This is a genomic window from Pseudomonas sp. Leaf129 (genome assembly GCF_001423465.1).
Taxonomy (GTDB): Bacteria; Pseudomonadota; Gammaproteobacteria; order Pseudomonadales; family Pseudomonadaceae; genus Aquipseudomonas; species Aquipseudomonas coleopterorum.
Map to the genome: position 1 here is coordinate 15,603 of NZ_LMOC01000009.1, position 14,593 is coordinate 30,195.

Consider the following 14,593-nt stretch of genomic DNA (forward strand, 5'->3'; position numbering starts at 1 on the left):
GCGCAAGCAGGGCTGCCTACATGGTTGGCACCCGCAGCGGGGACGAGGCCGAAGCATGAGCCGACGCGCCGGACTGTCGCAGACGTGAGCCGCAGCGATGCTCGCGCCTGCCTGCGCCCCAAGCGTGCTGGTCGGCGGCGAGAATCACGTTGAGCAGCGCCTTGCCCGTCACGACGCCTTCGGGATGGCGCTTGTAGAGCTCCACGCCGATATTGATCGCCAGGCGATCGGCGGGAGTGCGCCAGTGGCGCAAGGTGCGGCGCTGCTCCAGGGGGGTGTGCTCATCGATACCGTCGACCAGCTCGCCGGGACGAAGCCCCACTGCCATGCCCAGGTAGCCGTAGTGGATGCCCGCCCAAAGACCGACGTGATAGAGGTAGCGGCCTTGCTTGTGCCAGGTGGAGCCTTGCAAGTGCGCAACCTTGGCGCGGTAATTCCACTCGCGGTTGTCGTCCATCTGCTCGACCCACAGGGCCACGGCTTCGTCCCTGCAAGCCTTGGCCACTACCTGAGGGTCGCGCGCCCACAAGCGTGCGTGCCAGGGCAGCGCCTTGTAGGTGCGCGTGTCCTGAGTGGCATCGTAGCAATTGAGCTGGCCGATCTTGACGATGGTTGGGTGGCGGACGTTGCTGTTGATTTCGCTCGCCAGGTAGGTGGTGATCGACAGCAATTGGTCTGGATGGCCACAGTTCAACGCCGTGTCTGGCCGCGGCAAGGCGGCCGGCCGGTGTTTGACCTTGCGTACGGACTCGTACTGGGTGCTGAACGACGACGGGATCAGCAGCGCATTGCACTGGCAACTACTGGTGCTGTCGAGACTGCCAGCGACGCGCCGACCGTTGCTCTTGAGCTGGTCGACGCCGCCAACGATGTGAAATTCGCCAGTGCTCTTTCCGCACGACACGCGATCACCTTCGCGCGAGCGCGGAACGCCGAGCAAGGTGACGCCTCGCTCACCACCCAGCACTGTGCCGCCGCACGATGTCTTGTCACCCAAGCGGATGAAGTAGCCTACAGTCATGTCCAAGTCCCCTGCTGTGCCCATGGCCCGCGAGGGACCGCAAAGCGAAAGGAGTTTCCGGGAGTGATGGACACACGTCTGTAGGACTAGTCCGACGTAGATGCAGGAAGAGTCCTGATTTCCCGGAAGGGGCTACACCGCGGCGCGAGGCCTCAGGGCAAACGCTGATCCAGCAGGGTACGCAAGGCGCTGCCTTCGGGCCAGTTGCGCAGCAACCTTTCGCGGTCGCGTTGGTGGGCAGGGGCGAAGCTGCTGTCACTGCCGTGCTGCTGCACGGCGTCCAGGTCGATCAGCGCCCAGCGGCCGTTGTGCCAGAACAGGTTGTGACCCTTGAGGTCGCCATGGCTGATGCGCTCGCGGATCAGATCGGCGAACAGTTGGTCCAGGGCCAGCAGTTGGGCTTCGGGCAGGTCGCCTGTGTCGACATGGGGGGCGAAGGCCTCGAGCAGGTCTGGGCCACTCAAGTGCTCGGTCACCAGGTAGGCCTCGCGGCGTAGCCACAGCACACGTTTTTCCAGCACGCCCAGGGGCTTGGGCGTGGCGATGCCGAGGAACAGCAGGCGGTTGCCCTCGACCCAGGAGTGCCAGGCACGGCTGGGGCGCCAGAAGCGCTTGCCCCAGTGCAGCAGGTTCTTGATGTTGTAGCGCTTGATCAGCAGGTCGCGGCCCTGGCTGTGAACACGGCCGACCGTGGCGGCGCCGCCAGTCTTGTAGATGTGGCCTTGTTCGAGCAGGGCGTCGGCACGCTCCAGCACGGGCAGCATGGCGGCCTCTTCTTCGCGGCGAACGGCACGCAGGCTGGAGGCATTGTCCTGGACACTGAACAGGCTGCAGTCGCGGCCGACTTTGCCCAGATAGTCCTTGAGGCGCCAGGCGCGGACCTTGTCGATCTGCTTCTGCAGCGCTTCCATGGGCAGGCCGTGCTCGCCATTGGCCAGCAGGTAGTAGACCAGCAGCTCTTCGGTGAAGGGTTCCAAGTGCTTGGGTAACTGAGCGAAGAACACACCGAGGTTTTCCAGCACCTTTTGCCGCGACAGGGGCTTGCCCGCCTCTTCGACCTGGATGCCGGCGCCGTCGATCAGGTACACCTGGCCGTTGTGGCGCAACAGGTTGTCCAGGTGCAGGTCCTGTTGCCACAGGCCTTTGCCGTGCATCTGGCCGATGACGCCGAGGGCTTCGCCGAGCACGGCGGTCTGTTCGTCGGCCAAGGGCGGCAGGGCCTCCACGCGGGCCCATTCGTCGGCCAGGCTGTGGGCGTTTTCCAGGTATTCGAACAGTAGCCAGCCGCCCTCGCCTTCCTGCAGGCCGTCGGCGAGCAGCTGGGGAGTGGTCAGGCCCTGTTCGGCGAGCAGGCGCACGCCGGCCAGTTCGCGCTGGAAATGCCGGGCGGCTTTGCTGCCGACCAGAAGTTTGGCGAGCACGGTGCGGCCCCGCCAGATGCCGGCGCCGACGTAGCGCTGACCGGGCAGAACGCGCAGCAGGGTCAGCAGTTGCAGCTCGGCAGGGCCGGCGGCGTCTGCCAAGGTGATGCTCAATGGCAGGGCTGGGGTGCGGCCGGCTTGGGTCAGTTCAGACAGGCGCATCGGCGGGCCTCTTGTTGTAGGTAAGGTGGGGCGCTGGATGGGTGGCTGGCAGGAAGGGCCTCTTCGCGGGCAGAGGGGACTGCGTTGCAGCAGGTATTACTCGGTGTGCCTCTTCGCGGGCAGAGCCCGCTCCCACAGAGTTGATAGTGCGCCTGATATTTATGTGGGACCGGGGCGGGCGGCCGAGCCCTCTGCCCGCGAAGAGGCCAGTTGCAGCGAGATACATCTACCGCCCTTCCTTGTGACTGCGACGGCGGCTCAAGCGTTGAAGCCAGGCGTCGACCAAAGGGCTGGCTTCAGGCTGGGCCAGATACGCGGCGAGCAACACACGAATATCCGCCGCCTGCCAGCGCGGCGCGCGGCGCAGCAGCGGTTCCAGGTCCTTGGCGCGGTCGCGCTGGCCGAACAGCAATGGCCGGGTTTTTTCCAGGTCGATCAACTGCGCCTGGTACCCGCTCGCCGTGGCGCGCAGGAAAATGTGCTTGGGGTAGAAACAGCCATGCACCTGCCCTGCCGAATGCAGGATGCGCCCCAGCTCGCCGACCGCTACCAGCACCGCGCGGCGCGTATCGGGGGCCAAGGTCGGCCATTGCTGCAATACCGCGTCAAGGTCGGACCAGCCGTCCAGCGCGCGGGTCATGAGCATGGCGCGGGTATCGCCCTGAACCTGCCGTTGACCGTAGAACACCGCCTGCAAGGCCGGAATCCCCTGCTTGCGATAGCGGCTGATGTTGCGAAACTCGCGGGCAAAGGTCGGCTCGCCAAACGGTCGGGCCAGGGTCCGGGTCAGGTAGTTGCTCTGGCGCTTGAGGTAGAAGCCACGGCCTTCCAGATCCAGGCGGTACACGCTGCTCCAGCCGCCACGACCGGTGTTGGGTTCATCCACGGCGTCCAGTTGCAGGTTCCACAATGCGTCGAACGCGGCCAGCCCGTGGCGCTCGAGCAAGGCGCGCTCCTCGCTGGCGATGAAGTCGCTCATTCGCGGCCCTCGAAGAATTTGACGATTTTGCGCACGCGCAGCTTGTCCGACGCATTGAGCCTTTCGCGGCGGCGGTACTGCAGGTAGAAGCGCAAACGCTGGGTGTTGGACAGCTCGCGCTTGCCCAGTTTGTCCAGGCAGGCGAGGTCCTTGATGATGCGATAGCGCAGCATGAAGCTGCGCCAGAACGCACCATTGGGACAGTCGATGAAGTACAGCACGTCCTTGTCGTCGACCAGCAGGTTGCGCCACTTCAGATCGTTGTGCGTGAAGTGGTTGTCGTGCAGGGTACGGGTATGTTGCGCCAGCTGGCGGCTGATGTGGTCGACCCAGGCACGGTTGCGCAGGCGTGGATCACCGCTCTGCGCCAGGTGATGCAGATCCTGGGTGTTGGGCAGTTCGCGGGTGATCAGCGCGCCGCGGTCATAGCTGGCGCCATTGCGCTCCAGGCCCCAGGCCACCACCTCGGCGGTCGGGATGCCCCACTTGGCGAAACGCTTGAGGTTCTGCCATTCGGCCTTCACCCGGGGCTTGCCCAGGTGCGCGCGCAAGCCTTTGCCTGCGCCCACGTAGCGCTTGACGTAATAGGTGACGCCGCCGCGCTGGACGCGAATCACTTCGGACAACGGGTCGCGGGTCAGACGCTCGCCGGTCAGGGCGAACACCGCTTCCAGGCTGCCGAAGTCGGTCTGCAGGTGTTCATAGCCCGCCTCCAGATTCCAGCCGGCCATTAGAGCGCATCCCCATAGCGTTGCTTGCGGTCGTACAACTTGTTCGCCTTGCCGTCGAGCCAGCCGAGCAGCTGCGCTTCGTCCTTGAGCACGCGGCGTAGCGGCTGCTGGAAATAGTCACGCAGAAAACGCAGCTTGTCGCGGCGCGTCAGGCCGATGTCCAGCGCCGAGAAATACAGCGCGGCCAGGTCCTTGTCGCGCCAGCGACGAGTGATGCGCGGCCGTACCTGCGCGCGGTGCAGATCGATCACCGACAACTTGAAATCCGTGGCCGTGACCGGCTTGTCGGTGTGCAGCAGAAAGTGGCAGATGTAGCAGTCGCGGTGATTCACCCCGGCGCGGTGCATCATGCCGACCAGGCGCGCCACCTCGGCGATCAGCGCGCGCTTGAGCGCAGGCGCAGGCGGCTGTTTGACCCAGTTCAGGCTCAGCACTTCCAGGTCGATGGTCGGCGCCAGCTCCTGGGTGATGATGAACGAATGCTGATCGGCCGGGTTGCTGCCGCGCTCGCCGTAGGCCACCGCCGTCATGCTCGGCACGCCGGCTTCGCGCAGACGCTGGATGGCCTTCCATTCCTGGCCAGCGCCGAGCACCGGGAGCTTGGCGGTGAACAGGTTCTTGGCGATCTCCGCCCAGCCGATGCCGCGGTGGATCTTGACGAAATAGCCCTTGCCATCGACTTCGGTGCGCAGCGTACGACGCGCTTCGAGTTCACGGAACACTTCGCCTTGCAGCGCTTCGACGGCGACGAACGGATCGCGCCCGGCCCACAGCGTCTTGAACGGCTCGTCGAGCACCAGCTTCATGGTCGCGCCTCCAGAATAACGTCGGCGGCGTGCTCGGGCATGCTGTAGATGTCGGCGCTGTCGGCGAATGCCAGGCCATTTGCCGACCAGGCGGCGCGCGCGTCGTCGTCTTCGAGCATGCGCTGCAGGTAGCGGTTGAGCTCTTCCTGCTCGAAGGGTTCGCTGAGCACCAGCCCGGCGTCGGCCTCGGCGATGTAATGGGCATAGCCACACACCGCCGACACCAGCACCGGCAGGCCGGCCACGGCGGCTTCGAGCAGCACGGTGCCGGTGTTCTCGTTGTACGCCGGGTGGATCAGCACGTCGGCGCCGAGCAGAAAACGCGGGATGTCGCTGCGGCCCTTGAGGAACTGCACCCGGTCGCCCAGGCCGAGCGCTGCGCTCTGCACCTGGAACAGCTTGGGGTCGTCCTGGCCGATGACCATCAGCCGCACGCGCTTGCGCAACGCCGCCGGCAAGGCCGCCATGGCCTTGAGGCTACGATCCACGCCCTTGGTCTTGAACCCCGAGCCGATCTGCACCAGCAGCAGCTCGTCGTCTTCGAGCATGAATTCACCGCGGAACTCGGCGCGGATCAAGGCCGCATCCGGCGGCGCACGGCGGTCCTGGGCAATGCCCGGCGGCAGCAGGTGGAAGCGCGCCAGCGGGGTGTCGTAATGCTTGATGAACAGCGGTTGCTGGACTTCGGAAATCATCAGGATTTCGGTCTTGGCGTCGCGCCCGAACACCGCGCGTTCGTAGTCGGCGAAATGCTTGTAGCGACCCCAGTAGCGGTACAGCGAATGGCGCAGGTTCTGCGCCTTGTCTTCATAGCAGCCATCGGCGGCGTAGTAGACATCCAGGCCGGGCATCTTGTTGAAACCGATCAGGCGGTCGACCGGACGCTTGGCCAGGTCGGCCTGCATCCAGCTCAGCAGTTTCTCGTTGCGCCGATGGTTGAAGAACGCCTTGACCGGCGCGACCTGCACCTCGAAGCCTTCGGGCACCTCGCCCTCCCAGATCAGCGTATAGACGCGGATGCTGTGGCCACGGCGCTGGCATTCCAGGGCAATGCGCATGAAGTCGCGCTGCAGGCCACCGAAGGGAAAATATTTGTAGAGCACGAATGCCAGTTGCATCAACGAAGATCCTCGGCCAGTAACACGGCGCTCAATCGGCTTGCCACGCGCTCGGGATTGAGCCGGGTGAAACACAGCGGCCACTCGCGTTTGAGATCGAACCGACGCTGGTCATCCGGCGTCGGCTGGTAGGTACATTTTTTCTGCATGCAGGGTGCGCATGACGGGTAATCGCTGGCCAGGTGGACCTGGCTGCGACCGTAGGCGCCGGTCAGGCCGACGTTGGTCGGCCCGAACAGGGAGATGGTCGGCACGTCCAGGGCTGCGGCCAGATGACCAAGGCCGGTGTCGACCGCCACGCAGGCACGGGCCTCGGCCAGGGTCTGCGCCATCCCGGCCAGATTCAATCTGGGCAGCACCACGCAATTCTTCAGGCCGGCGGCAATGCGTTGCGCGCGCGCCTGTTCGGCTTCGTTGCCCCACGGCAAGCGCACCTGGATATGGGCATGGCCAAGGCGTTCGGCCAGCTCGCGCCAGTAGATTTCCGGCCAGTGCTTGGTGTCCCAGGTGGTGCCGTGCAGGAACACCACGAACGCCGGGCCGGGAATCAGATCGCGCCATTGCAGGCGATTCAGGCCATAGTCGCCGGTGCCTTCGGGCAGGTCGTAGCCCAACGCCAGGGCGAACAGCTGGCGCACGCGTTCAACCGCATGCTGGCCGCGCGCGACCGCCAGACGCCGGTGATAGAAACGGGCGGCCAGGCCTTCGCGCGCCGAGCCCTTGTCGAGGCCGGCCACCGGGGCCTTGACCAGGCGTGTGAGCCAGGCGCTCTTGAGCAATCCCTGGGCATCGATCACCAGGTCGTAGCGGTTGGCGCGCAGGCGCTGACGCAGTTGCTTGAACTCGCCACTCTTGTAGGCCTGCCAGAGGTTCTTGCGCCAGCGACGGATGGCCACCGGGATGACCGTGTCCACGGCCGGATGCCATTTCGGAATCTCGGCGAAGCCCTCCTCCACCACCCAGTCGAAACGGATGCCCGGCACGGCTCGGGCCGCATCGGTCAGGGCCGGGAGGGTATGAATGACATCGCCCATGGACGAGGTCTTGATCAGCAGTACCCGCAATTCATTCCGCCTTGACTGTCAGTTCGACCGTGGCCGGCCCTTCCACCTGCTGCAACGCATCGGCAACCCGCTGGGGTTCCAGCAGGCGCAGGCAATTGTAGTGGCCGAAGCGGCAGGTGCGGTCGAAACACGGGCTGCAGTCCAGGCCCAGGCGCACCACTTCGACCTTTTCCGCCAAGGGTGGCGTGAAGCCGGGCGAGGTCGAGCCGTACACCGCCACCAGCGGTCGGTTGAGCGCGGCGGCCACGTGCATCAGGCCCGAATCGTTGGAAACCACGGCGTCGGCGCAGGACATCAGGTCGATGGCCTCGGCCAGCGCGGTCTCGCCGGACAGGTTATAGGCTTCCTCGCGCAGGCCCGGAATCAGCCGCTCGCGAATGGCTTCGCCTACCGGGAAATCTTTCTTGGAACCGAACAGCCAGACCTGCCAGCCTTCGCGGATCTTGATCTCGGCCACTTCGGCGTAGTGCTCGGACGGCCAGCGCTTGGCCTCGCCGAACTCGGCGCCGGGGCACAGGGCCAGTACCGGACGGTCCAGGGCCAGGCCGAACTTGGCCAGCGCGGCGTCGCGGCTGGCCGGGTCGATGCGCAGCTCGGGGCGTGGATACGGCTGCGGCAGCAGGGCGCCGGGCTCGAAGGCCAAGGCCATGAAGCGTTCGATCATCAACGGGTAGCGTTGCTTGTCCAGCGTGCGCACGTCGTTGAGCAGGCCATAGCGAAACTCGCCGCGCCAGCCGGTGCGCTTGGGGATGCCGGCGAAGAACGGCACCAGCGCCGATTTCAGCGAGTTGGGCAGCAGGATAGCCTGGTCGTACTGACCCTTGAGGCTTTTGCCGATGCGTCGGCGCGTGGCCAGTTCGAGCGCGCCGTGGCCGAGCGGAAAGCTCAAGGCCGCGCGCACTTGCGGCATGCGCTCCAGGATCGGGCGGCTCCATTCGGGTGCCAGCACATCGATCAGGCAATCGGGGTGCCGTTGCTTGAGGCTCTGGAACAGGGTCTGTGCCATTACCATGTCACCGACCCAGCTAGGCCCAATGATCAGAATTCTCATAGTTTTCCAGAACAGTCAGTCGGGTGGTGCTGGTTTGCAGGTCGGGGTGTTCATGAGGGCCTCTTCGCGGGCAGAGCCCGCTCCCACCAAAGCCCGCGCCACATGAGGTCAACTGTGGAGCAGGCTCTATTGTGGGAGCGGGCTCTGCCCGCGAAGAGGCCCGCACAGGCACCATCGAATTCAGCTCAACCCCAGCTCACCCCAGATCCGCATCACCTCGCGCCGTTCATCGATGAACTGGTCGCCCGGGATCACCCCGGCCTGCTTCTGCAGGGCCTGGCGATGGGCGGCCGAGCGGTAGGCTTTATAGGCTTCGCGCAGCAATCCGGCATCGGCGGCGGGCAACAATCCGGCCTCTTCCAGGCCTTCGAGAATGCGAATGTTGTCGGTATAACGCAGCAGGTCCGGGTGTTTGCCCGACCACGCCAGAGCCGCGTATTGCACCATAAATTCGATATCGACGATACCACCGGCGTCCTGCTTGACGTCAAAGCGCTGGCCAGCGTCGAAGGCATTGGCGCCTCGCCCTGCCGCGGTCTGACGCGTGCCGAGGTTATCGCGCATCTTCGCACGCATGTCGCTGACCTCGGCACGCAAGGTGTCCAGGTCGCGTGGCTTGGCCAGCACGGCGCCGCGCACCTGCTCGAACGCTGCACCGGTCTGGCGACAGCCCACCAGCACCCGGGCGCGCACCAGGGCCTGGTGCTCCCAGGTCCAGGCCTCGGTCTGCTGATAGCGCGAGAACGCCGCCACCGAGCTGACCAGCAGCCCCGCCGCACCGGAGGGGCGCAGGCGCATGTCGACCTCGTACAGCTGGCCGGAGTTGGTCTGCGCGGTCAGCAGGTGGATGATGCGCTGTCCCAGGCGGGTGAAGAACTGGGCGCTGTCGATCGGCTTGGCGCCATCGGTTTCCAGGCTCGGGTCGCCGTCGTGGATGAACACCAGGTCCAGGTCCGAGCCGTGCCCCAGCTCGATGCCACCGACCTTGCCATAGCCGACAATGACGAAGGCCGGATCGCAGTCGCTGCCATCGGGCCGCTTGGGTACCCCGTGGCGGGCCACGGTCTGACGCCAGGCCAGCGCCAGCACCTGCTCCAGAATCGCTTCGGCCAGCCAGGTCAGGTAATCGCTGACCTTCATCAGCGGCAACCCACCGGCAATTTCCGAGGCCGCCACGCGCAGGTTGTGCGCCAGCTTGAAATGACGCAGCGCTTCCATCTGCTGTTCCAGGTCGTCCTCGGGGATGCGGGTGAGCCGTTCACGCAGCTCGGCCGCCAACTCCGGTGCCAATGGCGGGTTGAACAGGCGCGCCTCGTTGAGCAATTCGTCGAGCAGCAAGGGGAAGCGGGCGATCTGCTCGGCGATCCACGGGCTGGCTGCGCAAAGAGTCAGCAAGCGACGCAGCGCATCGGGGTTTTCCGTCAGCAGCACTAGGTACGCCGAACGCCGTGCCACGGCTTCCACCAGCGGTAAGACCCGCTCCAGGATCAGGTCCGGGTCGGCGTGTTCCACCGCCTGGGCCAGCAGCCGCGGGATGAAGGCATCCAGACGTTCGCGGCTCAGGCGCTGCATGGCGCGCAGTTGCGGGCTGGCGCGCAAATCTTCGAGGCGCTTGAGGGCCTGGCGTGCGTCGCTGAAACCGGCTTCCTGCAGTTGTCGGCAGGCCGAATCGGCGTCGTGGGTTTCTTCCCACAACGGCAGCCATTCGCCGCCGATGACCAGAGCATCGCTGGCCTCGGCGTCTTCATCCGGGTCGGCGATCACCTGCGCGAAATGCCAGGCGGTGCGGCTGCGCCAGTGCATCAGGCGCTCATGGAAGGCTGACCAGTCGGCAAAGCCCATCATGAAGGCGATGCGCGCACGGTCCAGCTCGTCATCGGGCAGCATCTGTGTCTGCCGATCGGCGATGGCCTGGATGGCGTGCTCGGTGTAACGCAGGAATTCATAGCCCTCGCGCAACTCATCGACCACCGCAGCCGGCAGGTAGCCCTGCCCCTCCAGGGTCGCCAGCACCTTGAGCAAGGGTCGCTGCTGCAGGCTCAGGTCACGCCCGCCGTGGATCAGTTGGAACGCCTGGGCGATGAACTCGATTTCACGGATGCCACCGGAGCCCAGCTTGATGTTGTCGGCCATGCCCTTGCGTCGCACTTCCTGCTGGATCAGCTGCTTCATGGTGCGCAACGCGTCGATGGCCGAAAAGTCCAGGTAGCGGCGGTAGACGAACGGTCGCAGCAGGTCGAGCAACTGCGCACCGGCCTGCTGGTCACCGGCCACCACGCGCGCCTTGATCATGGCGTAGCGTTCCCAGTCGCGCCCTTGGTCCTGGTAATACTGTTCCAGCGCGTTGAAGCTGAGCACCAGAGCGCCGGACGAGCCATAGGGGCGCAGGCGCATGTCGACGCGGAAGACGAAACCGTCGACGGTGATCGGGTCCAGGGCCTTGATCAGGCGCTGGCCGAGCCGGATGAAGAACTCCTGATTGTCGAGCGGACGCTTGACCCCTTGGGTTTCGCCGCCTTCAGGGTAACCGAAGATCAGGTCGATGTCGGACGACAGGTTCAGCTCCACCGCGCCCAGCTTGCCCATGCCCAGCACGACCATGTGCTGTTGCTCGCCGCTGCGCCGGCCCATCGGCGTACCGAACTGCTGGCAGTGGCGCGGGTACAGCCATTGGTAGGCCTGGTCGATGCAGGCGTCGGCCATGTCCGACAGGTCGCGGCAGGTCTGTACCAGGTCGGCCAGGCGGTTGAGGTCACGCCAGATGATGCGCACCTGTTGCCGCGCACGCTGGCGGCGCAGGGTGCGCGCCAGTTCGTCTTCACTGTCTGCCTGGGCCAGGGCCTGGGCGATCTGTTCGCGCAGTTCACCAGGCTTGAAGGGCCGGTCCAGATCGCCGCTGGCGATGAGGTCGAGCAGCATGGCGGGGTTCTGGATGGCTTGCTGCAGGACGAAGTCGCTGGCGGCGGTGACGCGGTCCCATTGTTGCCAGCGGTCGGTGGGCCAGTCCAAATGTGTGGTGACTGGGGGGGCCTCTTCGCGGGCAGAGCCCGCTCCCACATGAATCCCAGTAGTGCCATGGAGAGTGTGGGAGCGGGCTCTGCCCGCGAAGAGGCCCTCAGCCCCCACCACAGCAGCCTGGAACGACTCGCGATTGCGCGGCACCAAAGGCATGAGAACGGCCGGAATTTCGACCAGCAAAGGCAGGTTCATGGTCTATCCTTGTGCAGCGTGAAGAGCCCAGTAAAGGTCTGTATAGACAGGTTCATCTGTCCCTGAACTGTCGAACAAAGGTGATAAATAGCTAAATCCCGACTGAACTTGGCAGAATTATCTCCAGCACAGCCTGCAGACGAATACATTCGATCACAGGTTGCGATGCAAGCCACAACCGGACAGGGGGCCAAAAGCCTGTATCCTGTGTTTCCCCCGCTGCCCTCCACCCGCAAGGGCATGAAAAGGGCAGGGATTTGTAGTAAAACTACAGCGCGCCGGAAAAGCTGCCGGTAATCCAAGAATTCAATATCGTCTGCCCACAAGGCCAGTCGCAAACTCAGGCTTCGATTCTGGAAGCCTTTCCGCCCTGGAGCAAGCCATGCAAGACCTCGATCCCGTCGAAACCCAGGAATGGCTGGATGCCCTGGAGTCGGTCCTCGACAAAGAAGGCGAAGACCGCGCTCACTACCTGATGACCCGCATGGGTGAGTTGGCCACCCGCAGTGGTTCACAACTCCCTTACGCCATCACCACGCCGTACCGCAACACCATCCCCGTCACCCACGAAGCACGCATGCCTGGCGACCTGTTCATGGAACGCCGCATTCGCTCGTTGGTGCGTTGGAACGCACTGGCGATGGTGGTCCGGACCAACCTGCGCGACCCGGATCTGGGCGGCCACATTTCCAGCTTCGCCTCCAGCGCGACCCTGTACGACATCGGCTTCAACTACTTCTTCCAGGCCCCGACCGACGAACACGGCGGCGACCTCATCTACTTCCAGGGCCACGCCTCGCCTGGTGTCTACGCACGCGCCTTCATGGAAGGCCGCATCAGCGAAGACCAGATGAACAACTTCCGCCAGGAAGTGGACGGCAAAGGCCTGTCCTCGTACCCGCACCCTTGGCTGATGCCTGATTTCTGGCAGTTCCCGACCGTTTCCATGGGTCTGGGTCCGATCCAGGCGATCTACCAGGCACGCTTCATGAAATACATGGAAGCGCGCGGCTACATCCCGGCCGGCAAGCAGAAGATCTGGTGCTTCATGGGCGACGGCGAGTGCGACGAGCCCGAATCCCTGGGCGCGATCTCCCTGGCAGGCCGCGAGAAGCTGGACAACCTGATCTTCGTCATCAACTGCAACCTGCAGCGCCTCGACGGCCCGGTTCGCGGCAACGGCAAGATCATCCAGGAACTTGAAGGCGTGTTCCGCGGCGGTGGCTGGAACGTCAACAAAGTGGTGTGGGGCCGTTTCTGGGACCCATTGCTGGCCAAGGACGTCGACGGCATCCTGCAGCGTCGCATGGACGAAGTCATCGACGGCGAGTACCAGAACTACAAGGCCAAGGACGGCGCGTTCGTCCGTGAGCACTTCTTCAATACCCCGGAACTCAAGGCCATGGTCGCCGACCTGTCCGACGACGAGATATGGAAGCTCAACCGTGGTGGCCACGACCCGTACAAGGTCTATGCGGCCTATCATCAGGCGGTGAACCACAAGGAACAGCCGACCGTCATCCTGGCCAAGACCATCAAGGGCTACGGCACCGGTGCAGGCGAAGCCAAGAATACCGCGCACAACACCAAGAAGGTCGACGTCGACAGCCTGCGCAAATTCCGCGACCGCTTCGACATCCCGGTCAAGGACCAGGATCTGGAAAGCCTGCCGTTCTACAAGCCTGAAGAAGGCAGCGCCGAAGCGCGCTACCTGAGCGAGCGCCGTGCTGCCCTGGGCGGTTTCGTGCCGCAGCGCCGGGCCAAGAGCTTCAGCGTTCCGACCCCGCCACTGGAAACCCTCAAGGCGATCCTGGACGGTTCGGGCGACCGTGAAATCTCCACCACCATGGCCTTCGTGCGGATCCTGTCGCAGCTGGTCAAGGACAAGGAAATCGGTCAGCGCATCGTCCCGATCATCCCGGACGAAGCCCGTACCTTCGGTATGGAAGGCATGTTCCGCCAACTGGGCATCTACTCTTCCGTCGGCCAGCTGTACGATCCCGTCGACAAAGACCAGGTGATGTTCTACCGCGAGGACAAGAAGGGCCAGATCCTCGAGGAAGGCATCAACGAAGCCGGCGCCATGTCGTCGTTCATCGCTGCCGGTACTTCGTACAGCAACCATAACCAGCCGATGCTGCCGTTCTACATCTTCTACTCGATGTTCGGTTTCCAGCGTATCGGCGACCTGGCCTGGGCCGCCGGCGACAGCCGTACCCGTGGCTTCCTGATCGGCGGTACCGCCGGCCGGACCACTCTGAACGGCGAAGGCCTGCAGCACGAAGACGGCCACAGCCATCTGCTTGCCGCGACCATCCCGAACTGCCGCACCTATGACCCTACCTACGGCTACGAGCTGGCGGTGATCATCCAGGACGGCATGAAGAAGATGACCGAAGAGCAACAGGACATCTTCTACTACATCACCGTGATGAACGAAGCCTACACCCAGCCTGCCATTCCGGCCGGCGCCGAGGAAGGCATCATCAAGGGCATGTACCTGCTCGAGGAAGACACCAAGGAAGCGGCGCACCACGTCCAGTTGCTGGGTTCGGGCACCATCCTGCGTGAAGTCCGCGAAGCGGCGAAGATCCTGCGCGAAGAGTTCAACGTCGCCGCCGACGTGTGGAGCGTCACCAGCTTCAACGAACTGCGCCGCGACGGCCTGGCCGTGGAACGCTCGAACCGCCTGCACCCTGGGCAGAAGCCGCAGACCACCTACGTCGAAGAATGCCTGAGCGGCCGTAAAGGTCCGGTCATCGCGTCGACCGACTACATGAAACTGTTCGCCGAGCAGATTCGTCAGTGGGTTCCTTCCAAGGAATTCAAAGTCCTGGGTACCGATGGCTTCGGTCGCAGCGACAGCCGCAAGAAGCTGCGTCACTTCTTCGAAGTGGACCGCAACTTCGTCGTGCTGGCTGCCCTGGAAGCCTTGGCAGATCGCGGCGATATCGAAGCCAAGGTGGTGGCCGAGGCCATCGTCAAGTTCGGTATCGACCCTGACAAACGCAACCCACTGGACTGCTGAGG

10 protein-coding genes are annotated in these 14,593 nt (G+C 64.4%); 1 reads left to right on the forward strand and 9 read right to left on the reverse strand.

Translation table 11 applies throughout. The features are described 5' to 3' along the window. Positions 1-16 precede the first annotated feature (16 nt). From ASF66_RS16485 to glnE, 9 genes are all read right to left on the reverse strand, one after another. Entirely contained in the window at positions 17-1,021 is a 1,005-nt protein-coding gene (locus tag ASF66_RS16485) for a PAAR domain-containing protein (RefSeq protein WP_056844624.1), read from the reverse strand. A 152-nt stretch (positions 1,022-1,173) separates the two neighbouring features. After that, on the reverse strand, positions 1,174-2,604 hold the full coding sequence (locus ASF66_RS16490; RefSeq protein ID WP_056844625.1) for a lipopolysaccharide kinase InaA family protein: 1,431 nt from the start codon (positions 2,602-2,604) through the stop codon (positions 1,174-1,176). A gap of 226 nt (positions 2,605-2,830) precedes the next feature. Next, on the reverse strand, positions 2,831-3,583 hold the full coding sequence (locus ASF66_RS16495; protein WP_049861445.1) for a lipopolysaccharide kinase InaA family protein: 753 nt from the start codon (positions 3,581-3,583) through the stop codon (positions 2,831-2,833). Further along, entirely contained in the window at positions 3,580-4,314 is a 735-nt protein-coding gene (locus ASF66_RS16500; RefSeq protein ID WP_056844626.1) for a lipopolysaccharide kinase InaA family protein, read from the reverse strand. The genes ASF66_RS16495 and ASF66_RS16500 overlap by 4 nt, the downstream gene beginning before the upstream one ends. Continuing rightward, positions 4,314-5,120, reverse strand: a complete 807-nt coding sequence (gene rfaP / locus ASF66_RS16505) for a lipopolysaccharide core heptose(I) kinase RfaP (RefSeq protein WP_056844627.1) — start codon at positions 5,118-5,120, stop codon at positions 4,314-4,316. Before rfaP ends, ASF66_RS16500 begins: the two co-directional genes overlap by 1 nt. Further along, positions 5,117-6,238, reverse strand: a complete 1,122-nt coding sequence (locus tag ASF66_RS16510) for a glycosyltransferase family 4 protein (RefSeq protein WP_056844628.1) — start codon at positions 6,236-6,238, stop codon at positions 5,117-5,119. The genes rfaP and ASF66_RS16510 overlap by 4 nt, the downstream gene beginning before the upstream one ends. Beyond that, on the reverse strand, positions 6,238-7,302 hold the full coding sequence (gene waaC, locus ASF66_RS16515) for a lipopolysaccharide heptosyltransferase I (protein ID WP_056844629.1): 1,065 nt from the start codon (positions 7,300-7,302) through the stop codon (positions 6,238-6,240). Before waaC ends, ASF66_RS16510 begins: the two co-directional genes overlap by 1 nt. A gap of 1 nt (position 7,303) precedes the next feature. Then, positions 7,304-8,353, reverse strand: a complete 1,050-nt coding sequence (gene waaF / locus ASF66_RS16520) for a lipopolysaccharide heptosyltransferase II (RefSeq protein ID WP_049861450.1) — start codon at positions 8,351-8,353, stop codon at positions 7,304-7,306. Between the two features lie 180 nt (positions 8,354-8,533). Next, positions 8,534-11,563 carry a bifunctional [glutamate--ammonia ligase]-adenylyl-L-tyrosine phosphorylase/[glutamate--ammonia-ligase] adenylyltransferase gene (glnE, locus tag ASF66_RS16525; protein ID WP_056844630.1) on the reverse strand — a complete coding sequence of 1,010 codons (3,030 nt, stop codon included), beginning with the start codon at positions 11,561-11,563 and terminating at the stop codon, positions 8,534-8,536. A 382-nt stretch (positions 11,564-11,945) separates the two neighbouring features. Here glnE and aceE point away from each other — a divergent pair, with 382 nt between their 5' ends. After that, positions 11,946-14,591, forward strand: a complete 2,646-nt coding sequence (gene aceE / locus ASF66_RS16530) for a pyruvate dehydrogenase (acetyl-transferring), homodimeric type (protein WP_056844631.1) — start codon at positions 11,946-11,948, stop codon at positions 14,589-14,591. Positions 14,592-14,593: the final 2 nt, after the last annotated feature.